24 protein-coding genes are annotated in these 25,093 nt (G+C 36.0%); 13 read left to right on the top strand and 11 right to left on the bottom strand.

Translation table 11 applies throughout. The features are described from left to right. Nucleotides 1-45 precede the first annotated feature (45 nt). From ACFYKX_RS07190 to ACFYKX_RS07200, 3 genes are all read left to right on the top strand, one after another. Nucleotides 46-1,782 (top strand): LytS/YhcK type 5TM receptor domain-containing protein, encoded by a 1,737-nt coding sequence (locus tag ACFYKX_RS07190; RefSeq protein WP_389359514.1) that lies wholly within the window; start codon nucleotides 46-48, stop codon nucleotides 1,780-1,782. After that, on the top strand, nucleotides 1,783-2,511 hold the full coding sequence (locus tag ACFYKX_RS07195; protein ID WP_389359516.1) for a LytR/AlgR family response regulator transcription factor: 729 nt from the start codon (nucleotides 1,783-1,785) through the stop codon (nucleotides 2,509-2,511). It begins immediately after the preceding gene. Nucleotides 2,512-2,703: 192 nt separating this feature from the next. Next, the gene (locus tag ACFYKX_RS07200; protein ID WP_389359518.1) at nucleotides 2,704-4,152 is read left to right on the top strand and encodes a carbon starvation CstA family protein; all 1,449 of its coding nucleotides are present in this window, start codon (nucleotides 2,704-2,706) and stop codon (nucleotides 4,150-4,152) included. A 701-nt stretch (nucleotides 4,153-4,853) separates the two neighbouring features. Here the strand turns inward: ACFYKX_RS07200 and ACFYKX_RS07205 are convergent. The 4 genes from ACFYKX_RS07205 to ACFYKX_RS07220 all read right to left on the bottom strand — a co-directional run bounded on the left by ACFYKX_RS07205 (nucleotide 4,854) and on the right by ACFYKX_RS07220 (nucleotide 7,684). Then, nucleotides 4,854-5,729: a ClpXP adapter SpxH family protein gene (locus ACFYKX_RS07205; protein ID WP_389359520.1), complete on the bottom strand. Its 876-nt coding sequence runs from the start codon at nucleotides 5,727-5,729 to the stop codon at nucleotides 4,854-4,856. Then, a complete protein-coding gene (locus ACFYKX_RS07210; RefSeq protein ID WP_389359522.1) occupies nucleotides 5,726-6,133 on the bottom strand; it encodes a globin domain-containing protein in 408 nt (135 codons plus the stop codon). The genes ACFYKX_RS07205 and ACFYKX_RS07210 overlap by 4 nt, the downstream gene beginning before the upstream one ends. A gap of 336 nt (nucleotides 6,134-6,469) precedes the next feature. Beyond that, complete coding sequence (locus ACFYKX_RS07215) at nucleotides 6,470-7,081, bottom strand: lytic transglycosylase domain-containing protein (RefSeq protein WP_389359524.1); 612 nt, start codon at nucleotides 7,079-7,081, stop codon at nucleotides 6,470-6,472. Nucleotides 7,082-7,102: 21 nt separating this feature from the next. Further along, nucleotides 7,103-7,684 carry a CYTH domain-containing protein gene (locus tag ACFYKX_RS07220; RefSeq protein ID WP_389359526.1) on the bottom strand — a complete coding sequence of 194 codons (582 nt, stop codon included), beginning with the start codon at nucleotides 7,682-7,684 and terminating at the stop codon, nucleotides 7,103-7,105. 252 nt (nucleotides 7,685-7,936) lie between these two features. On the opposite strand from ACFYKX_RS07220, the gene ACFYKX_RS07225 reads away from it, so the two are divergent. Genes ACFYKX_RS07225 through ACFYKX_RS07240 form a run of 4 tightly spaced genes read left to right on the top strand, consistent with a single transcriptional unit; the run spans nucleotide 7,937 to nucleotide 10,754 of the window. Further along, nucleotides 7,937-8,314, top strand: a complete 378-nt coding sequence (locus ACFYKX_RS07225; protein ID WP_389359528.1) for a UPF0738 family protein — start codon at nucleotides 7,937-7,939, stop codon at nucleotides 8,312-8,314. Between the two features lie 58 nt (nucleotides 8,315-8,372). Further along, complete coding sequence (locus ACFYKX_RS07230; RefSeq protein ID WP_389359530.1) at nucleotides 8,373-9,008, top strand: GTP pyrophosphokinase; 636 nt, start codon at nucleotides 8,373-8,375, stop codon at nucleotides 9,006-9,008. Beyond that, the gene (locus ACFYKX_RS07235; RefSeq protein WP_389359835.1) at nucleotides 8,920-9,834 is read left to right on the top strand and encodes an NAD kinase; all 915 of its coding nucleotides are present in this window, start codon (nucleotides 8,920-8,922) and stop codon (nucleotides 9,832-9,834) included. The genes ACFYKX_RS07230 and ACFYKX_RS07235 overlap by 89 nt, the downstream gene beginning before the upstream one ends. A 26-nt stretch (nucleotides 9,835-9,860) precedes the next feature. Next, on the top strand, nucleotides 9,861-10,754 hold the full coding sequence (locus ACFYKX_RS07240; protein ID WP_389359532.1) for an RluA family pseudouridine synthase: 894 nt from the start codon (nucleotides 9,861-9,863) through the stop codon (nucleotides 10,752-10,754). Between the two features lie 22 nt (nucleotides 10,755-10,776). Here ACFYKX_RS07240 and prpE read toward each other — a convergent pair whose 3' ends face one another. Continuing rightward, the gene (prpE, locus tag ACFYKX_RS07245; protein WP_389359534.1) at nucleotides 10,777-11,517 is read right to left on the bottom strand and encodes a bis(5'-nucleosyl)-tetraphosphatase PrpE; all 741 of its coding nucleotides are present in this window, start codon (nucleotides 11,515-11,517) and stop codon (nucleotides 10,777-10,779) included. 459 nt (nucleotides 11,518-11,976) lie between these two features. Here prpE and mgtE point away from each other — a divergent pair, with 459 nt between their 5' ends. Both mgtE and ACFYKX_RS07255 read left to right on the top strand, forming a co-directional pair. After that, a complete protein-coding gene (mgtE, locus tag ACFYKX_RS07250) occupies nucleotides 11,977-13,356 on the top strand; it encodes a magnesium transporter (RefSeq protein WP_389359536.1) in 1,380 nt (459 codons plus the stop codon). Nucleotides 13,357-13,368: 12 nt separating this feature from the next. Beyond that, complete coding sequence (locus tag ACFYKX_RS07255; protein ID WP_389359538.1) at nucleotides 13,369-15,231, top strand: monovalent cation:proton antiporter family protein; 1,863 nt, start codon at nucleotides 13,369-13,371, stop codon at nucleotides 15,229-15,231. Nucleotides 15,232-15,277: 46 nt separating this feature from the next. Here the strand turns inward: ACFYKX_RS07255 and ACFYKX_RS07260 are convergent, their stop codons facing one another. The 4 genes from ACFYKX_RS07260 to ACFYKX_RS07275 all read right to left on the bottom strand — a co-directional run bounded on the left by ACFYKX_RS07260 (nucleotide 15,278) and on the right by ACFYKX_RS07275 (nucleotide 20,181). Continuing rightward, nucleotides 15,278-15,991 carry a hypothetical protein gene (locus ACFYKX_RS07260; protein ID WP_389359540.1) on the bottom strand — a complete coding sequence of 238 codons (714 nt, stop codon included), beginning with the start codon at nucleotides 15,989-15,991 and terminating at the stop codon, nucleotides 15,278-15,280. Next, nucleotides 15,981-16,550 (bottom strand): sigma-70 family RNA polymerase sigma factor, encoded by a 570-nt coding sequence (locus ACFYKX_RS07265; protein WP_389359542.1) that lies wholly within the window; start codon nucleotides 16,548-16,550, stop codon nucleotides 15,981-15,983. Before ACFYKX_RS07265 ends, ACFYKX_RS07260 begins: the two co-directional genes overlap by 11 nt. 74 nt (nucleotides 16,551-16,624) lie before the next feature. Then, nucleotides 16,625-19,294, bottom strand: a complete 2,670-nt coding sequence (locus ACFYKX_RS07270; RefSeq protein ID WP_389359544.1) for a M1 family aminopeptidase — start codon at nucleotides 19,292-19,294, stop codon at nucleotides 16,625-16,627. Continuing rightward, nucleotides 19,291-20,181 carry an ABC transporter permease gene (locus ACFYKX_RS07275; RefSeq protein ID WP_389359546.1) on the bottom strand — a complete coding sequence of 297 codons (891 nt, stop codon included), beginning with the start codon at nucleotides 20,179-20,181 and terminating at the stop codon, nucleotides 19,291-19,293. The genes ACFYKX_RS07270 and ACFYKX_RS07275 overlap by 4 nt, the downstream gene beginning before the upstream one ends. Before the next feature lie 203 nt (nucleotides 20,182-20,384). On the opposite strand from ACFYKX_RS07275, the gene fabI reads away from it, so the two are divergent. Further along, nucleotides 20,385-21,155: an enoyl-ACP reductase FabI gene (gene fabI / locus ACFYKX_RS07280; RefSeq protein WP_389359548.1), complete on the top strand. Its 771-nt coding sequence runs from the start codon at nucleotides 20,385-20,387 to the stop codon at nucleotides 21,153-21,155. A 138-nt stretch (nucleotides 21,156-21,293) separates the two neighbouring features. On the opposite strand, the gene ACFYKX_RS07285 is transcribed toward fabI, so the two are convergent. Further along, on the bottom strand, nucleotides 21,294-22,241 hold the full coding sequence (locus ACFYKX_RS07285; protein WP_389359550.1) for an EAL domain-containing protein: 948 nt from the start codon (nucleotides 22,239-22,241) through the stop codon (nucleotides 21,294-21,296). A 225-nt stretch (nucleotides 22,242-22,466) separates the two neighbouring features. Here ACFYKX_RS07285 and ACFYKX_RS07290 point away from each other — a divergent pair, with 225 nt between their 5' ends. Further along, entirely contained in the window at nucleotides 22,467-23,099 is a 633-nt protein-coding gene (locus ACFYKX_RS07290; RefSeq protein ID WP_389359552.1) for a CotO family spore coat protein, read from the top strand. Nucleotides 23,100-23,180: 81 nt separating this feature from the next. Here ACFYKX_RS07290 and ACFYKX_RS07295 read toward each other — a convergent pair whose 3' ends face one another. Next, nucleotides 23,181-23,672, bottom strand: coding sequence for a CotY/CotZ family spore coat protein (locus ACFYKX_RS07295; RefSeq protein WP_389359554.1), 492 nt, complete (start codon nucleotides 23,670-23,672; stop codon nucleotides 23,181-23,183). Between the two features lie 134 nt (nucleotides 23,673-23,806). On the opposite strand from ACFYKX_RS07295, the gene ACFYKX_RS07300 reads away from it, so the two are divergent. Together ACFYKX_RS07300 and ACFYKX_RS07305 are read left to right on the top strand one after the other, a co-directional pair. Beyond that, entirely contained in the window at nucleotides 23,807-24,163 is a 357-nt protein-coding gene (locus tag ACFYKX_RS07300; protein ID WP_389359556.1) for a DUF1360 domain-containing protein, read from the top strand. A gap of 460 nt (nucleotides 24,164-24,623) precedes the next feature. Next, nucleotides 24,624-25,088, top strand: coding sequence for a YhcN/YlaJ family sporulation lipoprotein (locus ACFYKX_RS07305; protein ID WP_389359558.1), 465 nt, complete (start codon nucleotides 24,624-24,626; stop codon nucleotides 25,086-25,088). The last annotated feature ends 5 nt before the right edge of the window (nucleotides 25,089-25,093 follow it).

The following is a 25,093-nucleotide window of genomic DNA, read 5'->3' on the forward strand; positions in this document are numbered from 1 at the left end:
TCATTGAGTAAATACATACTTAAAATTGAAAAAGGGGTCTTTCATGTGTTTGAGCTCTTAATTACCATGTTTGAGCGGCTTGGGATTATCGTTACCATCGCTTTAATTTTAACTAGGTTCAAGTTTTTCCGAGATATGATTTATAAGGAAAAGCTTTCTACCAAGCAACAGTACAATGCTATTCTATTTTTTGGTTTCTTCGGGATTATTGGGACATATACCGGGTTAGCATTAAGTACGGAAACTCTTGAATTTAATCGGTGGGCAGTTGAACTTACAAGTGACGAGGCAATTGCTAACTCGAGGGTTATAGGGGTTGTTTTAGCGGGATTGCTAGGTGGCTATAAAGTCGGGATTGGTGCAGGACTAATAGCTGGAATACATCGATTAACATTAGGTGGGTTTACAGCAGTTGCTTGTGGAATTGCTGCTGTAATTGCTGGTGCGATTGCAGGAGCTTTTTATAGAGAAAAAAAGCACCCTAAGCTACCAGTTGCATTTTTAATTGGAGCTCTCGCAGAAACCATTCAAATGATGGTTATTTTACTAATGGCCAAGCCATTTGAGAAGGCGTTTGCACTTGTTGAGATCATTGGAGTTCCAATGATTGTTGCCAATGGTGTTGGATGTGCACTATTCTTATTAATTTTAAAGACAGTTGTGAATGAGGAAGAGAAAGCTGGTGCACTTCAAGCACAGAAGACACTCCGCATAGCGGACCAGACTTTAGTATATTTACGAAAAGGTATAGACCATCATTCTGCCAAAGAAGTTTGTAAAATACTGCATCGTGAAATTGAAACAAGCGCTGTAGCTATGACAAACGAAACGGAAATTTTAGCACATGTTGGCGTTGGAGATGACCATCATCGTCCTAATTTGCCTATTCAGACAAACGTAACACGAGATGTTATTCAATATGGTGAATTATTGATTGTTAGGGATCAAACGATTCACTGTCAGATACAAGACTGTCCACTAGGAGCAGCAATAATTGCCCCTTTAAAACTAAGAGGCAAGACAGTGGGTACCTTAAAGTTTTATTTTGATTCAGAAAAGAAAATGACGAATGTGATTGTTGAACTAGTATCTGGCCTAAGCGTACTGTTAAGTAATCAATTGGAGATTGCAGAGGCGGAAAGATCGTATCAACTAGCGAAGGAAGCAGAAATTTCGGCATTACAGGCACAAATTAGCCCTCACTTTCTTTTTAATACTTTAAATACAATCGTTTCTCTAATTCGAATTGATCCTATGAAGGCAAGAAAGTTATTAATCTCACTCTCACACTTTTTGCGCCAAAACTTAGCAGGCACAACTGTACAAACCATCACGCTAGAACAAGAGTTAAAACATGTACAAGCCTATTTAGCAATTGAAGAGACGCGCTTTGTGGATAAGTTAAAGGTTGAATATGAAATTGATGAAAGTGCTTTAATAGAGAAAATTCCACCTCTTACTCTCCAGCCCATAGTCGAGAATGCTATAAAACATGGAATCCATAATAAAGAGACTGATTGTGTGGTTAAAATTACTGTGAGAAAGACAGATGTAAATACTCTCGTCATGGTTGAAGATAATGGTCAAGGAATGAATAAAGAGAAAATAGAGCAATTAGGAGTAGACCGTGTCGAGTCTGAGAAGGGAACAGGAATAGGATTGTATAATGTCAATAGAAGGTTAACGATGATGTATGGCCGTGAAGCAATGTTAAACATTGAAAGTCAGGTGGATATCGGAACAAAAATCACCTTCAAAATTCCCCAGTTGGAGGATAAATAAATGGACAAAATGCGTGTTTTAGTGGTTGATGATGAGCATTATAGTCGAGTTGAATTAAAGCATTTATTAGGAGAATTTCCTAATGTTCAAGTAGTCGGGGAAGCGGATTCCGGTGAAGGTGCAATCATGAAAGTCATTCAGCTTCAGCCAGATGTAGTCTTTCTTGATGTCGAAATGCCAAAATTAAATGGAATGGAGGTTGCCAAGTCACTCTTAGAGTTGAAAAATGTTCCCATCATTGTTTTTGCAACTGCCTATCCACAATTCGCTGCTGAAGCATTTCGATACGAAGCAATTGACTATTTGCTAAAACCTTTTGATGAGGACCGGCTAAGTCAAACGGTCACAAGAATAGAGAAGCTTCTATCATCAAAAGTTGACCGTAAAAAAACAAAGCCAATCGGGAAATTGGCCGTTGAAGGAGAAGGGGAAATCCTCTATATAGAACCTAAAAATATTAAATATATTTACAGAGAAGAAAAGGTTTCAAAGATCATTACTGTTGAGAAAGTTTATGAGGTGAAATTACCACTTAAAGATTTAGAGGCAAGACTAGCTCATTTTCCCTTCTTTAGAATCCACAAAAGCTATTTGGTGAATCTAGATTATGTAACTAAACTTACTCCATGGTTTAGTGGGACCTACCAGCTTGAAATTGAAAATAGTTTAGAAAAACTGCCTGTGAGTCGAAACTACTTGAAAGAATTAAGAAGCATGTTAGAAATATGAGTTGAACTGTCTATTTGGATCAAGTGATTTGCAACTTAGTTCCATATGAGACAGTTTTTATTGCATTTTAATCCTAATTTTAGACATGTTAATCTGGATTTTTAACATCTTAGTCCTAAACACACCACCTTCAGCTTTTTCCCTATTATAATGATGAAAACGCATTCAATTATCAGATAAAGGGGGATTAATATGTTTACGTTTTTAGGTGGAATTATATTATTAATCGTTGGTTATTTTACTTACGGTAAATTTGTTGAAAAAGTATTTGGTGTAAAAGAAGCTAGAACAACGCCTGCATATGTGAACCAAGACGGTGTTGACTACCTTCCAATGGGGATAAGTAAAAACTCATTAATTCAATTATTAAATATCGCCGGTGTTGGTCCTATTTTCGGTCCAATTATGGGAGCGCTTTACGGTCCAGTAGCATTTATTTGGATTGTTGTTGGATGTATTTTTGCAGGAGCGGTTCATGATTATTTAACAGGTATGATTTCTATTCGAAATCGTGGAGCTCACTTACCTGAGCTTGCTGGTAAATTCTTAGGAAAAGCGATGAAACACGTTGTAAACGGTTTCGCGGTATTATTATTATTATTAGTTGGTACAGTGTTCGTGACTTCTCCAGCTGGCTTACTTCATGGCTTAATGAATGGCTGGATGGCAATGGGACTTATTCTTGCTGCAATTTTCATCTATTATATCTTAGCAACTCTACTTCCTATTGATAAAATTATCGGTCGTTTCTATCCAATTTTCGGAGCACTTTTAATTATTAGTGCTGTGGGTGTTGGTGGTGGATTAGTCGTAACAGGTGCTGATATTCCAGAGCTTACACTAGAAAATATGCACCCAGCTGGCGCAGCAATTTTCCCATTATTATTCCTAACGATTTCTTGTGGTGCTTTATCAGGTTTCCATGCTACACAATCACCAATCATTTCTCGTACAACTCAAAATGAGAAACAAGGGCGTAAAATTTTCTACGGAATGATGATCTTAGAAGGTATTATCGCTATGATCTGGGCAGCTGCGGCTATGAGCCTATTCAATGGTCCAGTTGGCTTAAACGAACTTCTTGCAAGTGGTGGACCTGCTGCAGTAGTAAGTGAAGCTTCTAAGTTAATGCTAGGCGCAATCGGTGGTACATTAGCAATCCTTGGAGTAATCATCCTTCCAATTACATCTGGTGACACTGCTTTCCGTAGTGCTCGTATGATCATTGCTGATTACTTTAATTTCTCACAAAAGAAAATCGCTAATCGTCTAATCATTGCTCTACCTTTATTCGTAATTTCTTTCGGTCTTACTAAAATTGACTTTACATTATTATGGCGCTATTTCTCTTGGGCAAACCAATCTACAGCAGTAATCGCACTGTTTGTAGGAGCAATGTTCCTTTATGTAGCGAAGAAAAATTACTGGATTGCCCTTGTTCCTGGTGTGTTCATGTTAATGGCAACAACAACTTATATTCTAAACGCTCCAATTGGCTTTAGATTACCATTAAACGTTTCTTATATTGGTGCAGCAATTGTAACGATCCTTCTTACAGCTCTATTCTTTAAAGCAGCTAGAAGTGCTCGTGCTAACCAAATTCCACTAGAAGATGATGTTTCGAGCTTTAAGGCAGCTTAATTGAATTTTTTGTTGAAAGAGGAGGGAGGATTCGGTGCCTTCCTCTTTTGTTTGCGTACGCCGGAGTGGTGGAAGAGTTGGTTAAAAATGGTGGTAAGTCGGTTAATTAGGACTCAAACTCGGTTAATTATAAGCTCTGTTAAAAAATGAAAGACTACAAAGCTCTTACTAAAGGAAATTTGTCTAAACACAATAAAAAGAGGCTTTCCTATTTTAAAAGCCTCTAAATCTTTTCCTCTCATTCAAATACACGATAAAGATTAATAAAGAAACGAATAAAATGGGGGAAGTAATGAAAATTGACACTAAATTCATGAGTCCAAGGATGTTAAAAAAGAAGGAAATGATGATTAATACAATCATAATCCATAAAGTTATGTTCATAAGCTTTCACCCCGGTAGTTTTAGCGCTTTATAAATGTATATTCAGTTGTCCAACAAATCATTCTTTGTTTTTGACAATATTGTGAAATAACACACAAGGTTGTTGTCAGAGGAAATTCATTCATGGTATATTACAAATGTGAAGTTGATCACCAACAAACATAACCCCTTTGTTTGAGACCGTGAAAAATTTCTCCCATCCCCTTTGTTCGTATTTAATAAAGAAAAAGACCTACGCAAACAGACAGGTTTGGTAGGTCTTTTTCATGTTTAAATATTCTATAAATAACCTTGTATAATTACACACGGTTTAAGCATTAATTATTATAGCGCCAAAATATCCCGTACTTTACTGGAACTTGTTCAACAAGTTGTTTAAGCTGAAGCTTTTTCATCTCTTTCTCAACTTCACTTACGGACATATTGTAGACTACAGCAATTTCTTGAGAAGCCACTAGTTTAAAATATTGTAAAAAGGCTTCAATCGGTGGAGGATTCGATCTTTCAGGTTTAAAAGGCAACATTTCCTCGAGTACTTGTTCATATACCTCGTATGGATAATACCCAGTAATTTTAATTCCTTCATCCTCGATATTCTCGTTAAAAAAGACAAGAGTAGGTATTTCTTGTACTTCCATCTCAGCTGTAATTTTTAGATCACATTGAAAAGCTTTTGCAGCACTCTCAGAATGAATGTCTGATATAAATTCATCCACATCGAGGCCTGCTCCCTCGGCACAATCCTTTAGTACCTCAATGCTAGAAATATTTTGTTTTTCTAAGAACAATCCTTCTTGCAACTTCCGTAAAAATCGAATTCCCGATCGGCGACCTTGTAGCTCAGCTGCCTTAATCGCAACTGATACGATATGTGGTGACGACACAGGGTTTTCGAACCATAGACTGCCATCACAAGACATACCTGTTCTACTAGCTGTTTTCTCCCATAAATCCGCGATGCTTCCATATTTTTGCTTTTTTCCAAGATTTAGTGTTGCTAGTCTACCACTAAGGACATATTTTATGGAAAAATAGCGACCATATTCTATTTGTAATTTCTTTAAAATCGGCTCAAGTGCCCAACACTCAGGACATAGAGGATCAATAAACATGTAGATTTCAATCGGCTTTTTTTCATTCCCATGGCAATGATGAGAAGATGTTGACGATGTAAATGCTTCTTGTTTCCTCACGTGTTCTCACCTTTCAAGGATTGATTTTCTGGTGTGTTTATCATATGTTGGGCTGTTAACACTAATCTAGAGAAAAAGTCTTTCCGCAAAGGACCTTCTAATCCAACTTCGTCCATCGCATCATTCATGCAAGCTAACCAAGCCTTTGCTCTAGTTTCAGTAATTTCAAATGGTATATGGCGAGCACGAAGCATTGGATGACCATGTTCTGATGTATATAAAGCTGGCCCTCCTAAATATTGTGTTAAGAATTGCTTTTGTTTCCTTGCAGTTTCCGTTAAGTCGTCAGGAAATATAGGAGCAAGGAGGGGATCGTTACCTACACGGCGATAGAATGCGTCTACTAAACGGTTTAGCGTTTCCTCACCTATTGCATCAAACGGCGTGTGTATTTTCTCGTTCATTTATGAAAACTCCTTAAAATGACTTATATAGCTTAATGTTTATTTCCCTAATGGCTTGCCAATGTAATTTTCTTTATTTTAACAACGAGCAACTGATATCTCAAACAATAGGCTCAAAAACTCACCCAATATGTGTAAAATTAGAAATAAAATAGTTGGATGTAAACTCCTCAATGCAGAAATCTTTCTTTGAACTAAAGTAATTCATTCTTCTAATTTACACAAAAAATCCGTCTGTTACCAATAAACAGACGGATTTTGGAAGATGGAAATTTTTCCAATTTATTTTACTTTTTTTCAAGCAAATCATGATTCTAAATTCAAGAAGGAATCACTTTATACAAACATAGAGTTTGTAACTTTTTTAACGTAGTTTTGGGTTTCTTTAAAAGGAGGAATTCCACCGTGTTTTTCTACATTTCCGGGACCGGCGTTGTATGCTGCAAGTGCCAATTCAATATTATTATCGTATTTATCAAGCATTTGTCTCAAATATTTACTTCCACCAAATATATTTTCCCTTGGGTCAAATACATTATTAACTCCTAGACTCTGGGCAGTAGCAGGCATAAGTTGCATTAAGCCGGAAGCACCAGCGTGACTAACCGCGTTTGGGTTAAAATTCGATTCTTGCTTAATCACAGAATAAATTAAATTAACGGGCAATTGATAGGTTTTAGCCGCATCTTGGATGATATCGTCAAAGTTTGATGAATGATTATTGGCAAGTTTTGTTAATTTAACGGGTGGCAAAGAAGCCAGGTTTGTAAGTGGGCCGGTGTTAATCACTTTACTTGGTTCAGTAACGGGTGAAGTTCCCTGCTCTAATAGAAGCTCGTCCATTAATTCCTGAAACAAGGAACCAGAAGAGCTTACATTTGAAGTAGATGAGTTAAAATTTTGTAGAGCCTGAAGTTGAAGCATGACTTTAAGATTTTCTATATTCATATGTGTTCTCCTAAATAAGAGTCATCTTAATTTTTTCAACGCATGGTAAAATCTGCGAATTTTATTGTCCGTTTTTCTAACAGGAATGTCTAGGGTATGTAATAATTCAAGGAAGTGTTTCTCTCCTGTTTCAAAATGGTTCACTTCATATTCTAACTCATAATCATGGTGATTTAAATAGGAACTGTAGTCTAAAACAATTAATCCATTAAGATATTCAGTCTCAGCTCTTTCTGTCGATAACGATCCAAAATACACAATTTCTTGAAGAGCTATGTTTAAACGGTCTAGTTGGTCCTTTACTGCTCCGTCTGGAATGAGTCCCGTTTTGAGCATTACATCTGCTTCTGTAGAGGTTAAAGTTTGATTTGTTTCAAGGAGCCCCTCCAGAGCGGGTTGTTTAAGTGTCATTTCATATGTGCTATTTTTTTCTCTTATTCTTAAAGCACAGCCTAGTTCTTTCAGTGAAAAGGTAGGGGTGTCAAAATAATGATTAATCTGCTTAACGAACATGGAATCTTCTATTTGAAAGAAAGATTTTAACTTTGTAAACTCCTCTTGCGTCAGTAAGTTCTTAAATTCTATTTCTATATTTTGAGACAAGACATTTCTTCCCTTCTGCTTCATTTATTTATTATACGTTACAATGTCTAATTCATATTATCTCTTTCTTCCTAATACAATTCAATTTGTTAGAGCAGGTGAAATATTCATTTTTAAGAGTTAGACTATGGCTTGAATGATTTGGGGAATGTCTCTAATCTGCTTAGTGTTTTTGAAATTGTGGGGCAGCTTGTAAGTTGGGATAAATGTTTTACATATGGTAAAATAAATGAAGTAATGGAGGTTGAACATATGCGCAATAAAATTCAAGTAAAAAGTGCGAGTATAAGTGATAACAAGGAATTTTTATTATACATAGGTGAAGAGGTTACTCTAGATGGTTTGAATCCGAGTGGGACGATGCTTGTTGATTCTGACCAATGTTCCTTTATATATCTTGCGGAAAATGAAGACGAAGACTATACATATATCATCCTGGATGAAGCAATTTGGGGAGAAATTAAAACGAGCTTAGAAAATCCAGAAATGAAAGCTTATATTGCTCATAAGGATGGGAAGAAGCTTGAATTAATTCATTTCCAAGAAGAACTTTTATATTTAATAGAAAATATTAAAGGGAATAGCAACTATGGTGATGAGATGGTAGGGAAAGTTGAGGCCACATTTTAGTTAGGTTTTAACTTTCACCGGTATATATGAAGAGAGAGAAACCGGATGAGGTGACAGAATGAAACATTGGGATCAGTTTTTATTACCTTATAAGCAAGCGGTTGAAGAACTGAAGATTAAATTAAAAGGTATGCGAGGACAATTTGAATTAAATTCAACTCACTCTCCCATTGAATTCGTAACAGGTAGGGTCAAACCTATTGCAAGTATTTTAGATAAAGCGAACCAAAAGGGGATACCACTTGATAAATTAGAAACTGAAATGCAGGATATTGCTGGACTTCGCATGATGTGTCAGTTTGTGGATGATATTAAAAAAGTAGTTGAACTTCTAAGAAAACGCAATGACTTTGAAGTGGTAGAGGAAAGAGACTATATTTCTCACAAAAAGGCTAGCGGGTATCGTTCTTATCATGTAGTCATACGATATCCAGTTCAAACAATTGATGGAGAAAAGAAAATCTTGGTGGAAATTCAAATTCGAACACTAGCCATGAACTTTTGGGCAACCGTGGAGCATTCTTTAAATTATAAATATAAGGGACAATTCCCAGAAGACATCAAACATCGTTTACACAGAGCAGCGGAGGCTGCCTTTAGGCTTGATGAAGAGATGTCTCTCATTCGCGGAGAAATCCAAGAAGCACAGGTCTTTTTTACGAGAAAAAAGGAACTCAAGCAAGGAGACAACTAATCTGGATTCCAAATTAGAGGAGAAGGATACGATGAAATTTGCGATTAAATCAAAAGGGGATTCAAAATCAAATACACTAATGCACAAAATGAAAACGTATTTACTTGATTTTGATCTTGAATACGACGAAGACCAACCTGATATTGTTATATCGGTTGGGGGAGATGGTACACTTTTATATGCTTTTCATCGATATAGTAGCCGACTCGACAAAACCGCTTTCGTTGGGGTTCATACAGGCCATCTAGGTTTTTATGCGGATTGGGTACCAGAGGAAATTGAGAAGCTCGTGATAGCAATAGCTAAGACTCCTTATCAGATCATTGAATACCCGTTATTAGAAGTCATTATCCGATATCAACATGGAGGCAAGGAAACCCGATACTTGGCATTAAATGAATCCACTGTAAAAAGTGTTGATGGTACACTTGTCATGGATGTTGAAATACGGGGACAGCAATTTGAGCGTTTCAGAGGCGATGGACTATGTATTTCAACACCTTCTGGAAGTACAGCTTACAATAAGGCATTGGGTGGAGCTATTTTGCATCCTTCCTTACCAGCGATCCAAGTAGCTGAAATGGCATCGATCAATAATCGAGTTTTTAGAACGATTGGCTCGCCGCTTGTTTTACCAGACCATCATACTTGTATGCTAAAACCAGTAAATCGACTAGACTTTCAAATTACCATTGATCATTTGACGTTATTACATAAGGATGTTAAATCCATTCAATATCGAGTTGCAGATGAAAAAATTAGGTTTGCGAGATTTAGACCGTTCCCATTCTGGAAAAGAGTGCGAGATTCATTTGTTTCTGACTAATCAGGTTTTAGATAGGGGCAAGATTTATGTCACGGTTTACGATACAGTGGGAGATTGAAGAGGACGAAGGAAAGCTAATTAAAGATTTCTTGAAAGAAAACGAGATTTCTAAGGCGAGTTTAACAGATATAAAAATCAATGGTGGAAACATCCTTTTAAATAACCAAGAGGTAACGGTTCGGAAGGTGCTAAGTAAGGGAGACCTATTAAAGGTTATTTTTCCTTTAGAAGAACCGAGCGAAGGAATGTTACGGGAAGACATCCCTTTGGATATTTTGTACGAAGATTCATTTATACTAGTCGTTAACAAGCCAGCAGGGATGAGTACGATTCCATCGAGAGAGCATCCAACCGGAAGTCTTGCAAACGGGCTGGTAGGGTATTATGAAAAAATTGGATTACAATCCACAGTCCATATTGTTACAAGATTGGATCGAGACACTTCAGGGCTCGTGTTAATTGCCAAGCATAGACATATTCATCATTTGTTTAGTAAGCAGCAAAAACTTAGGAATATCAAAAGAATGTATGAAGCACTTGCAGAGGGCACTTTTTATCAGGTACAAGGAACGATTGAGAAGCCTATTGGTCGTAAAAAAGATAGCATTATTGAAAGAGAAGTGACAAGTGAAGGACAGTACGCATGTACGCACTTTAAGGTGCTAAAGCAGTACACTTCATTTGCACATATTCAATTGCAACTGGAGACGGGAAGAACTCACCAAATACGTGTTCATTTATCTCACATGGGTCATCCATTAATAGGGGATGACTTATATGGAGGCTCAGTTTCACTACTGGACAGACAAGCGCTTCATTGCTGTCAGATCTCGTTTTATCATCCAATCTTAAATGAGGCACTATTTTTTGAAGTTCCTTTGGCAGAAGATATGAAAAATATAATAAAAGCTAAGGAGTGAGACTCCTTAGCTTTTATTATAACTATAACTCTCTAAATTTCTCCGGAACGTATGGCATCGAATGAACGGGAACAGAGACAATACTTAGTTCAGGGTATCGAAGGGCAGTTAATTTGTTTCCAAATACAGCACCTGTATCAATGTTGTATGTTTGATTAGTTACTCTAACCTCTTTTACCGGAGTATGCCCGTACACAATGATCGCTTTGCCTTTATACGACTTTGCCCAATCACGACGAACTGGTGTACCATCTGGATTTTTCTCACCAGTTATATCCCCATATAGAACAAAAGTTTTAACCTTTGAACTATTTCTACCAATGTAATCTTCGCGAATTCCTGCATGAGCGATGACCAGTTTCTTTTCATCTAGTGCTTGATAAAGAGGAGCTCGTTCATAAAGCTCTATAAACTTTGTTTTTATGGATTTTTGTTCTGGTAACGATTTTGCCTCATATTCAGCAACAGTTGTTTCTAGGCCATGTGTTATTTGCACTTTATTTCCTAAAAAGTAGCGATAAAGTTTATTACAATGGTTACCTGGAACATAATAGGCTGCGCTTTCTTTAACTGCTAGTGTCCAGACAATTTCGATAACCTTCAATGATTCTGGTCCTCGATCAGTCAAATCACCAACAAAAGCCAGCTTTCTGCCTTCAGGGTGAACCGGATAACCTTCTTTCCAGTTATATCCAAGTTCAGTAGTAAGGTTATAAAACTCTAGATAGCACCCGTGTATATCACCAATTATATCTAGTTTCATTAAGCTAACTCCTTCATTTCATTTACGGTTTAGATAAATCACTTACTTACCATTATATATATTTTGACAATTACGGGTCTTTTTATGTTAGGCTGTTTTCGCATAGATTGTTGCTATTCATATATGATTTCTAACACGAATTCTATGCTGTATCGTGGCATCTATTCTCCCTAAATAAGAAAACAGCACAATATTCGTCCAAAAAACAGTTTAAAGGATTTAAATAGCAAAGAAGTTTTCGAAAAGAACCTTATGTTATGATTCTGATTTTCGAAATGAATAAGTATATACTTTCCATTTTTAGTTTTATAGGAAAAATTAAGGGAATGATAAGGTTAAAAATATGCAATTTGATCATTGGGATGATACGAGAATTAATTCTCAAGGGGTATGCCGCGACAAAGAAATAAAGTTTTGCTAGTATAATTAAAGAGTTGTCAAAGAGAGAGGAGGTATTTTATGGCAGGAGCTAACTTGGAAAATTCAAATCATCATATCAACGAGGGTTTATTGCTCCAATCTTTAAAAAATGAAGACATTGATGTTTTTCGTAGTGAATTTCTAGAATTACACCCTTATGATCAAGCCTCATTTTTTAAGGATCTGGACGAGGAAACACGGGCAAAGATATACCAATATCTTTCTCCAGAAGAAATGGCAGCTTTATTTGAGAATCTTGAGGTTGAGGAAGAAAACGTCAGTGATGTCCTCTCAGAAATGTCTCCTGATTATGCAGCTGAAATGCTTTCAAATATGTATGCCGATGATGCTGTTGACGTGTTGAACGAGCTTGGTAAAGACCAAGTAGCCAGCTATTTAACGATAATGGACGATGAAGCTGCACAAGAAATAAAAGAGCTCCTCCATTATGAAGAATATACAGCTGGAAGTATCATGACCACGGAGTTTATTGCTATTGCTGAGAACCAAACGGTTAGATCGGCCATGTATATTTTAAAGAATGAAGCCCCTACAGCAGAAACGATTTACTATATCTATGTGATTGATGAAGATAAGCGGCTAACAGGTGTTATATCCCTTAGAGATTTGATTGTAAATGATGATGATGTCATGATTTCAGAGATTATGAACGATCGTGTATATGCTGTTTCAGTAGCTGAAGATCAGGAAGAAGTTGCTAGAAAGATGAAGGATTATAACTTCCTAGCCTTACCAGTTGTGGATTTTAAACATCATCTACTTGGGATTATTACAGTTGACGATGTAATGGACGTTATGGAAGAAGAAGCATCCGATGACTACTCGAAACTTGCCGCTGTTACGGATATGGATACAATTGATAAAAGTCCAATATCTGCTGCTCGAAAAAGGTTGCCATGGCTTGTGATTTTACTTTTTCTAGGAATGCTGACAGCAAGCTTAATAGGTCGTTTCGAAGCTACATTGGATCAGGTGGCAATTCTTGCAGTTTTTATCCCATTAATCGCGGGGATGGCTGGAAATACTGGAACCCAGGCTCTTGCGGTTGCGGTTAGAGGGATTGCTACTGGCGATTTGGAAAAAGAGAGTAAGAAAAAGTTGGTCATTCGTGAAGCTGGAACTGGTTTAATAACCGGAGCAACTTGTGGTCTATTAGTAACCCTGGTTGTGTATTTATGGAAGGGGGATCTCTTTTTAGGATTCTTAGTGGGAATCTCCATTCTATTTACATTAATTGTTGCAACATTAGCAGGTGCTCTTATTCCTTTACTCATGCATCGTTTGAATATTGACCCAGCGGTTGCTTCGGGGCCGTTTATCACAACGATTAATGATATTATTAGTATTCTTATTTATTTGGGAATGGCAACTTTATTTATGAGTTATTTAACAAATTAGGGGGGATTAAGAATGGAACATCATGGTGCATCCGTAGCATCCTTAGTTATTGTTATTATCGTCGCATTTTTGACTCCAATTATCTTACATCGGTTTAAACTTAACTTTATCCCCGTGGTAGTTGCGGAAATTATTGTAGGTTTAATTATCGGAAAAAGTGGTTTTGATATCGTACATGAAGATATGTGGCTGGAGACCTTGTCTACACTTGGTTTTATTTTCTTAATGTTTTTAAGTGGATTGGAAATTGACTTTTCGGCCTTTAAAGGTGGCAAAAAGAAAGAGAAGCTGCCAAACGGTAAGCATGAGCCCAATGGATTTTTTGTCGCAACACTTGCCTTTATAGGTATCTTTGTTGTTTCTCTAGGGCTATCTTATCTATTCGTTTTAGCTGGCTTCATCGAAAATGCCTTTTTAATGACATTAATTATTTCCACGATTTCTCTTGGGGTAGTAGTACCAACCTTAAAAGAAGCGCATTTAATGAAAACCAATATTGGTCAGATCATCTTGCTTATCGCGGTTATTGCTGATCTAGTAACCATGATATTATTAGCAGTTTTCGTGTCCCTATATGATGGTGGACAAGGAAACACATGGCTATTATTATTGCTATTTGCTGCTGGGGTAGGATTGTATTTTGTCGGGAAGAGATTTAAAAACAATAAGCTTTTAGATCCTCTTTCGACTGGTACCATTCAAATCGGAACAAGAGCTGTTTTTACATTAATTATTCTTTTAGTCGCATTATCTGAAACAGTCGGAGCCGAAAATATTTTAGGAGCATTTTTGGCGGGGGTATTAGTGTCTTTACTCTCACCAGATCAGGAGCTTGTTCATAAACTTGATTCTTTTGGATATGGATTCTTGATCCCTATATTCTTCGTTATGGTAGGGGTAGATTTAAACATTTGGGCATTGTTTAGTGATGCTAAATTACTACTACTGATTCCATTGTTACTAATTGCGTTACTATTATCTAAGCTAATACCTGTAGGGATTTTGAAGATTTGGTATGACACCAAAACGGTTGTTGCATCTGGGTTCTTGTTAACCTCAACTTTATCTCTTGTAATCGCAGCAGCAACTATTGGAGAGAGAATGGGTGTTATTTCAGCAGAAATGAGCGGAACACTTATTCTAGTTGCCGTCATTACATGTGTGCTGACGCCTATTGTATTTAAAAAGCTTCTGCCGAAAGAATCAGTCGAACAGAAGAAAGTTAAGGTTGCTTTTATTGGAGCAAACCAAATTACACTCCCTATATCAAGAGAGTTAAAGTCATCCTTATATGAGCCGATTTTGTTCCATAAAAAGCAAGAGAAGTCTGAAAAACAAATTGCAGACTCACTATTTGAAATTCATGAAATCGAAGACTATTCTCTAGAAACGTTAGAGAAAACAAACGCACTAGAAGCTGATGTCGTGGTCATTTCGACAGGTGATGAAGAAGTGAATGCTACACTAGCAGTAGCCGTAAAGGAGAAGGGAGTAGATCGAGTTATTGCTCGAATTGAAAGTCCGGATCTCGAAGAAGGACTCAGAGAGCAAAATGTAGAAGTATTCTCTGTGTTCTTATCAACAAAAACTCTTTTCAGAGCACTTATCGAATCACCAAGTGTTATGAACCTTTTTACAAACCAAGACACAGCATTATATGAGATTCGTCTTCTTAACGAACAATTCGAAGGCATGACATTGCGAAAATTCCCTTTCACTGGAGATGTCATTTTTGTCCGCATTTTCCGAGGGAAAGATTCCATTGTCCCACATGGTGACACAGAGTTGCACTTAAATGATCGTCTAATTGTAACGGGATCAAAAGAGTATGTAGATGAACTTAAACGGGAATTAGAATTTTGTGAGTGGTGTTAAACACTATAGAAAAGACAGTTCATTGCGAACTGTCTTTTTTGAAAAATTATTTTAAGAGTCTTTGACTAGGAGAACTGATCGTCCAAAATCTAGATTCATCCCAAAATCCAGGGGCAAATAGATTTATTTCTTCAAATACTTTTCCAATTTTCCTCTCGAATTCAAAAAATACTTGCTCATGCCGTACATCACCATAAACATTTTTATCAAGATGGTTATACGTCTCAGCATTAAGAGTTAGGTAATACTCTCTTTTTAATTCAAAAGAATGAAATAAGATTTCTAGACTTTCTTCAATCTCTTCTGAATATGTGGACAGCTCTTGGGGAATAGGAATATCCTTAATCTCTTTTACTATATGATCAAAAGTAAGAATAAGCTCGTCTCGATATTCCTCCCTTGGAGTATCGTATTTATATACTAACGTAGATAGAAAATCGATTTCTGGTTCCTCTTGGGTTTTTAGGATAGACATAACCTTTTCCTGGTAATGAATAATAGCAACTTGCTTTTCTCTTAGTGTTGGTTGTTTTGCTTGATTCATTTCAAGGTGACCCTGAATAAGAAAGGTGACAAATAGAAACAAGCAACCAGTAGCTAACACTACACTAGATAAAAACTTGAAATGTGAAAAAAGGGTTGAATTTTTTTGTTGGGCTGTCTTTTTTAGAATTTTCTTTTTCAAAGACTTTGACAAAACGATTTCCTTTAAATAAGTTTCGTCTAGACTTTCCTTTAAAGATTTAAGCTCATTGTCCATATTCATCCCTCTTTTCTTTTAAATAAGCTTTTTTTAATAATTCTTTTGCTCTTCGTAATCTAGTTCGAAGTGTATTTTCATTTGTGTTCAAGAAAGTAGAAATCTCTTCTATTGAATAATCTTCATAGTAAAATAAAATGAGAACTTCTCTATACTTGATGGGAAGATTTAGAACATGAGTAGCAAGTCTTTTTTTCTGGGATTTTTCAAGTAAGAGATCTAAAGCATTCTCCCCAAATCCATCTTGTCTAGTAGTAAAATCGTAAAATAATAGATTTCTAAATGACCAGCTTTTTAGGTAGTCTTTACATAAATTGATCGTAATAGAATAAACCCATGTCTTGATGTTAGAGTCTCCTCTAAATTGATCCCACTTTTGAAAGCACTTTAAGAAAACTTCCTGTGTAATATCTTCTGCTATTTTTTTGTCCTTTACATATGTAAACGCGAGTCTTAAAATATGGGTTCCAAGTGTGTCCACTAGTTCTTCAATCATTCTTTCTTTATCTATCGATTGAACGTCCACCTGTTTTTGATGTTTCTTATGATTCAGCCTCATCTTGTTCTCCTTCATTGGCCTGTTTATCAATTTAGACGAAGAATAATAACTTTTTCATTCAATTAAAATAAAAATTATTCTTTTTTTATTTCAAAAGTAGTCATTCCGTCGTTTAACCATTTATTGAAATATTCTCTAACCTCAGGACCTAGTACTTCAACAAAACTGTCTATTAATTCCTCACCAGAGCCGTTAACGTTTTGGTATCTCTCATAATAGTTCTTTAAAATAGGATCCATTTTCTCCCGACCTATTGCCTTCTCTAGTTCTGAAAACATTTGGGGCCCCTTAAAGTATAGTAAATCATAGTAGCTATTGATATCTTTAAATTTATCTATAGGACTACTTAAGTAGATCTCCTTGTCCTCCCACGGCTGTATAATCGCAAGAACATCACTTGTTTTTACTTCTTGAACACTTCCTGGTTGATATATTTCCATAAATCTCTTTGTAGCGTAATCACTTAAAATAGCGTTAACCCAAGGCTCTTTAACTTTGTTACTCCCTATAATACTGCCCCACCACTGATAAGCTGCTTTACCAGGGATATCTCGAAAGCCGGTAGGTGAGCTTTTCTGAAACATATATCCGGGTGATTGAATTAGACCAGGGAATGCAAAGCCATTTGAAAAATCTCCAATCCGAACAACATCAAATTGTTGGTGGGGGTATTCACCATATAAATTACTAAAAAAACTTATCGCTGCCACTGCAGTTTGATGGTTAGATACTGCTAATTCCTCGTTATCAACATTGGTAAACCACGTATAGACATTGATACCATTAACCTCAGAGCGTATATTCTTATATTTATTGCTCAAAATAGACATCGCAAAATCTCTTACATTCGTTGCACGAACTTGGAAAGATTCTGAACTCCCGTGATTTTTAGCCATGTGTTCATCGTTTCCTGACGTTACTACCCAATAACCTTTTGGAACTTCAACATTTAGTTCGTAATTGGCTGTTTCACTATAAAATGTGTCCCCAAAAGGGTAGTAAGGATCCTTATTCCATCCATTTTCATCAAAAACCGCTTGAACAGGTAGCCAGTTGCTTAACCACATAGCACGCTCATCAAAAGAAAATGAACCATTATTAGAAGGAACTTGCAGATCGAAGCTTATTTTGATATTTTTTACTTCATTCACGTTCCAACTCTTTAGTGGGATTTCTAGAATGGTTCCATTTACTGTAAAATCAGTTTCCTCATCTTCAACTCTAACATCCTTAATATCAATCCAACCTTGAACGGGTTGATCGCCTAATAGGTTTACCCAGTTTTCATCGGTCAATTTTTCACGAAATTGATTTGGATATAAGTGGAAATAAATTACCTCTTGAACTTGGCCAGTGTCGTTAGTTGTTTTAATATTTACATCGCCAGATAGAGTGTAATGTTCTATATCAACCTTTACATTTGCTTGGTATAAGACGGGAACAGATTCAAATTTATTAAATTTGTTCGTTGGTTTCTCGTTTGTTACTGCTTGTTTAGTTTTCTCTTCCCCAATTAAGAACCCTCCCTGAGAAATTGAAACAACCGATATAATAATGACGAAAACAGTACTTAGTCCCAAGATAAGTTTTACACGATACTTTTCTGTTAAAGGAGTAAATTTTTGATTATTGATGACCATTTTATTTATATAAAACTTAAGATTTTCATTTATAGTTGAAGAGAAACTTAGAGACTCATGCTTTTCCTTTCGGGTACCTAGATCAACCCCAGCAGGCGCCATTTGAAAGGAATCCGTACTGACAGGTACATGTTGCATAGTTACTGTTCTTTTAGAATGCTTCCAATATCTTTTGCTCCTAGAGGGGAGAACAATCTTGCTATCATTGAGCTGATCCTCAATTTCCTTTTTCATCATATTCACAATCAAAATAATTAAGAAGATCCCGAGAATGGAACTCACGACAATCCATGGAGCCCATCTAATGACCCAGAAATTCTGTCCATTTAATCCTGCTAATTCACTTGTCATGGAGCTGAATTTTTCTGGTTTCGTATGCATAATGGCGGATGGTCGTGGTCCTCCTAAATATAAACCGAATACTCCCAGATACATCATAACTTGAAGAGTCTGAAGCATCTGTTGAACTGCTAATAATGGAATATGTGGTTTTAGATTAGGTAAGATATGCTTCACTAATATATGTAGATTTCTGCCCCCCATTATGTAAGAACTTAATATAAAATCTTTCTTTTTAATTTCCTCCACAAATTCGGCCGTGTAAAAAAGAACTGTAGGAATACCAATGATTACAAGGACAATGATCTGATAGGTTATAAGGTTTTTAATGGGTATACCTGAATAAAATAAGGCAACAGGAGACATTAAAACAATTCCTAATAGTAAACTAGGAATATATTGGAATGGTAAAAATAATGCTTTAAAAAAGGGTTTACTTGCTGGTATCCACACGGAAACAAATAGACCTACTATAGCACCGAGTAGTACACGAAAAAATGAAACTCCTACTGCAACTAATAACGTATATTTAATTCCATCTATTAATAGAGAAAGATTGTCTCTCCCATCTAAATCTGTACCTAATGGGTAATCCTTTGAAGGAGGCATAGGCGGAACACCTATGATTTTTCCTTCTTTATCATATACAAATCTAACTTGCTCATGAACTTCACCACCATCCATGGTGTATATGAAACTTAAAGCGAAGAAAAATAGAAGTAGGAGAGTACCGAATATGGTCTTTTTGTAATTTAGTAATTTCATATACTAACTCCCACTTTCTTTGACTTAACCTTTCCTATTATTCCAATCAATAACTCCAACACCAAGACTGGAATGATAAGTAGGAATAGCGAATAGATGATGGTTAAAACAGTAGATCTTGGATGGGTTAAGGCAACAAATAATTCATGAGTGTATCCGCCTAACCCAAACATGTATTCAATTAGAACTAGATTAGATAAAATCATATAAAAAATGGTTTTAAAATGGATGATTATGAAAGGGAAAATGTTTCTTAATAGGTGATTTACATAAATATAAATCTTTGATAATCCTTTTGCTTGCCCTAACAGAATATAGTTCTTTTCTTTTTCCTCTTCCATGATATTGATAAGGAACTGTGCAAAAAATAAGGAAGGTAGGATACTAGTTGTTATCGTTGGAAAAAACAACGGTTGAGCTTCCCCGAATCCATATAACTGAAATAATTTAATACCGTAGTTTTTAAAAACAATGATGACTGTAAATTGGAGAGTGAAAATAATTAATAAGTCTGGTATTCCTTCGAAAAAATTCAAGAAGTTTTTAGCAAGATTTCTTAGTTTAAGGGGCATGATGATGACTGCAAAAGCTATGATACTGCCAATGGAAATGACGATCAATGTAGAGATGCTCATTATAGTTAACGAATATTTATATCCTTCTAATAAACTACCTTGAAGTAGAAAACTTTCGAATGATTCATAGGATAGTTCAGATAAATGAATAAAGATTACTTTTAAGGTAGGGATGATCTGATCCCACTTTATAGAAATGTCCTCCTCCTTAAGATTAAAAAGTCTTGGAAATATCATAAAAAAAATAAAACCGAAAACGGCTGTAATAACTAAGAGTAAAAATTTAATTATTTTCATTGCAATTATTTTCAACGTTAGTCACCCCACATTTTTTTGGAAATGGATATTCTTTTAGACGATTATGTCCAATCATTTTGTTCATTTATTTAAGAGGTGAAGAGGGTCAACCTGAAGTGAAAATAAAATAGTTGTTTCAACACTTTCATTTTTTTTAACAATCATGTAATATTAGTACTAGGTACTAATAACTTGTATTAAAAATGGAGGATAATTAGATGAATCTTTCTTTAGAGGGAAAAAATATAGTCGTAATGGGCGTAGCGAATAAACGCAGTATCGCTTGGGGTATTGCAAGAGCGTTACATAATGCAGGTGCTCGATTAATTTTCACTTATGCAGGTGAAAGACTTGAAAAAAGTGTTCGTGAATTAGTAGAATCGCTAGAGGCAAGCAACTCACTTGTGTTACCTTGTGATGTTACGGTTGATGAAGATATTGCGAAGTGCTTTGCAACTATTAAGGATGAAGTAGGGACGATTCACGGAATTGCACATTGTATCGCATTTGCGAACAAAGAAGAATTGCAAGGCGAGTACATGAATACAACACGTGATGGCTTCTTACTTGCCCACAATATTAGCTCTTATTCATTAACGGCTGTAGCAAAAGAAGCAAGAGGTTTAATGTCCGAGGGAGGAAGTATTGTTACCCTTACTTATCTTGGCGGTGAGCGCGTTATCCAAAACTATAATGTAATGGGTGTTGCTAAAGCTTCTCTTGATGCGAGCGTCAAATATTTAGCAAATGATTTAGGTCCTTCAGGAATCCGTGTGAACTCTATTTCTGCTGGTCCAATCCGTACGCTTTCTGCAAAAGGGGTTAGTGACTTTAATTCGATCTTAAAGGAAATTGAAGAGCGTGCTCCTTTGAGAAAAATAACAACACAAGAAGAAGTAGGAGACACAGCACTATTCCTATTTAGCGAATTATCACGTGGAATGACAGGTGAGAATCTACACGTTGATTCCGGGTTCCATATTTTATAATGTTATAATCGATAAAAAATGCCCGCTTCAATTGAAGCGGGCTAAAAAATATATAAAAGGGGGGTAAAACCAGAAAAAGTGTGATTTGGTCAAGTATGGTTACCCTAACCTGACTTGCAATAAAATAGTTAAATAATTTTATAATAAACGATTTATAATCGATTTTTTTATGACTCGATCTTGCTCCATAATGATAATTTCATCATCTATTTGTGCCACAATGGTTTTGCGGCTAGCTCTATTGTCCATTGTCTTTTGGTTAAATTGATGTATTTCTTGTAGTACGTCTACTGGAATGTTTTTTGTTGGATAATCTGGATATGCCAAGTAATAGCCTTGTCCAACACTAATTCCTAGCTGCATAACGGTTTGTAGCTCTTCCTTTGTTTCAATACCTTCTGCGATAATCGTACTGCCTGTCTTTTTTGCCAAGGTAACAAAGGCGTGTAGAATATGCATCTTTACCTCGTTATTATGAATCCCACTAATTAATGATCGATCTACCTTTATATAATCAGGCATGAGTTCAGTTATGGCTTGTAAGGAGGAGTATCCTGCGCCAGCATCATCTATAGCTATTTTAAATCCTTGGGCTCGGTAATGATTTAGGACCTCCTTAAAAGCTTGAAAATCCTGAATTGCATTCCTTTCAGTTATTTCGAAAACCACATTTGAAGGCGATAAATCCTGTTGTTTTAACAAGGAAATGGTATGTCCGGGTGTGAAGCCTGGATCATAAATAACTTGCGAATTTATATTAATAAAAAGCTTTTGTCCCTTTTTTATCACGGATTGACTATATTGAAATGCTAGTTCTCTTGCTGTTTTTTCTAATGGGTAAAGTGAACCACATTGTTCAGCGTAGCTAAAAAGATCAATGGGCGAGTGAAACCTACTCCCTCTAGGACCTCTTGTAAGTCCCTCATAGCCAAGAAGACTACCGTCATTTAAATTGACGATGGGTTGAAATAACATGTTTAGGCTTTTATTAACTAAAAGGGTGCTAAATTCAATTTGTGTTTCCTTATCATCAGTTACTTTAAACAAGTTAGATGAGATTCTACGGTCGTAAAGTATTGAATTCATGGTTTAACTCCTTCTTAAAGTTTCCGGAAAACCCTTAATTCGACAATACCAAAGAATTGTTAAGATACAGTGTAAAAATTGTAAATTTATCGTTATGTCACGGAGGATTATTGACTTCTGTAAATATAGGACATGCGGTTTTTGAACTTTATCAGGAGACATGGAAACGAAATAGCCATTTATGCATACATATAATTGTGAATTACTGTGTATGGAGGTGGAGAAATGAGCAACCAGAAAAAGTCGCGTGAACCTCTGTTGTTTATTCAACAGCCCAAAATGAAACCTGGAAAATATAATATGCAAGAAACCTACTCCTCAAAAAGGGCAGAGGCGAAAAAGCAAGAAGCGATTCAACGTCGATTAATTGAGGCCAAGGCTAAAGAAGAAAACGAAATAAAAAAAGAAGTGAAAAAGAAAAAAATACAAGTAGAAGGTCTAGGTCTAGATCAAGAATATAGTATTTTTGGATCTAATAAAGAGTTATCAGAAAAGACACAAGAGAATCTGCAAAAAGTAGAAAAAACACCAGAGGATATTCAAAATACAATCAATGATTATGAAGAACAAGTTCGCTCAGGAGTAGAAAAAGAGGAATATGAATCTGAAAGTTTTACAAAAGGGCTTAGAAAAGTGAAAAGTTTTAGAGAAATGAATACGGAAGAGCGTATTCAATATTTAGTTAATTTCCCTAAACAGCTTCCACCAGTTCCTTGTATGGTTTATACATTAAGTGAGACCTATAGGGGATTTATTACGGGAAGAACAGAAGGAGAAATTAATTTAAAACTGATGGACCAAAAAAAGAAGTCCATTTTAATTAAAGAAATTAAAGAAATAAAAATGGCTGGTTTTTAATTTCCAGCCTAAAATTAGATAGAAGCCAGTCATTGTTCGACTGGCTTCTTTTAATAAGTGCTTTTTTAGCTACTTATTAGGTTAGTCTTCGCAGATTCCTAAGTCTACATCTGCGATACATTGAATTGCACAGAAACAAGTTAAATCAACTGTGATGCAATCATTTGTTGCTGCAAATCCGTCTACTTTACAAACCGCGCTTAAATCAATGCCGCTATCTTCAGTTAGATCAACTGTCTCGCCACCGTTCTTAACAGGGCGGATAACACGTAATGTTGCACAGCAGTTATCGAAGATCTCTTCTACGCGGAAGAAGATGGAAACGCATGCGCAATCGTCACCTCTGAAGAATGCATGGAATGGGGAGCCATCTTTTGTCTTAAGAACGAATACACGAGTATCAGCTCTTTGAGTGCGAGCTGGAGCTACAAGTGCACCTAGTGGTTCTTGAAAACAGTTAGTTGGACATTCACAAATATCTTCAGCAGCATCCTGGATGTCTTTTATAGCACGAACTACTTCACATACACAGTTAGTTGTTCCTAATACGTCGTCTTTTTTTCCACAACCCATTGGAAAATTCCTCCTTATTTTTCTTTATAAGTTATTACACTAATAACATATTGCTGAAGGGTCGTTTGGGTAACGGACAATCGCCTTTTTTCTTAAAATTGGGCGGGGAATTTGACTAGGAGGTATAAACCTAGATGGATATTTCTTTCATTGAGCTTGTCATGATCTCGCTAGCAAGCTTTCGACTAACAAGATTAATTGTATTTGACAAAATAACGGAGTTTATCAGATCGCCTTTTTTTGTTGAGGAGGAGGAAGTCAACGAATTTGGAGAAACAGAAGTGTACTATGTACCAAAGAAGGGAGGATTAAAGGGGTTTTTAGGAGAGTTATTGAGTTGCTATTGGTGCACAGGAATTTGGTCAGCCACTTTCCTTTGTATTCTTTATATGATTTGGCCATCAGTGACATTCCCTATCCTTTTGATTCTTTCCACAGCAGCAATTGCTGCAATCATTGAAGCATTAATACAACGCATAATTAGTGAATAATTTCATATCCATAGGCATGGTAATTACACAAGCTATATACAAACAACATATGTTATCATACCGAACTAAATATTTTGGTATGGAGGCTTGAACATGTTGAAGAAAAAAGAGAATACCGCAAAGATAAAACCACAAACTACGGTCAAAAAGAAAAAGGGCTGTGGATGTGGGAAAAGGAAGAAAAAACTCCAAACTGATAAGTAACGACTGCTTAGATTTAAAGGAACCTACCGCTTAGAACGGTAGGTTTTTTTGTATTTTCATCCCCAAATGCGCAAAAGCTACGTTAAATAACCCTAAAATTACATTTCAGTTTGCGGATATTTTGAGGTGAAACCCATTTCAAAAAAGTTTTATTCCAATAGTTGGAAGTCTCATTCTGTTGGAATTCATTCATATTTTATCAAGTTGCCGACGAAAATAAGCTTATATTTAAAGCCACATATAGGAAGGGAAGCAAATGAGAATAAAAATCATCATTCTTTTGCTAATTATTTTCTTAACAGCCTGTAACAATGATGGCACGAAGGATACTGGAATGGCCCTACTACAGACAACACATCCTAGTCCGGCAGTAATTGAAAGAAACACGAAGGAAAACTTGGATTTAGTTTCTTCTATTGAACACGATGTAGAAAAGTTTGAAGAACTATACGATGTTGCTGTTGTAAAGGGGAAGGAAGATATCCTTGTAGCCTATAAGGTAAAACACCTCCAGCGCTTTCACATGAAAGCAATTGAGAAAAAAATCAATAAAATGTTGGAAAAAAAGTATCCTAAAGAGAACTTTATTATTTCTAGTGACTATAAAATCTTTCTTGAAGCTTATGAATTACATGAAAACATGAAGAATCCGAATTTCTCAGAGAAGAAAGCAGAAAAGAAATTACAAGAAATTATCAAGATGAAAAAGGAACTAACTTAGGATTC

The sequence above is a fragment of the Cytobacillus spartinae genome (assembly GCF_042865285.1).
In the GTDB taxonomy this organism is placed as follows: Bacteria; Bacillota; Bacilli; order Bacillales; family Cytobacillaceae; genus Robertmurraya_A; species Robertmurraya_A spartinae.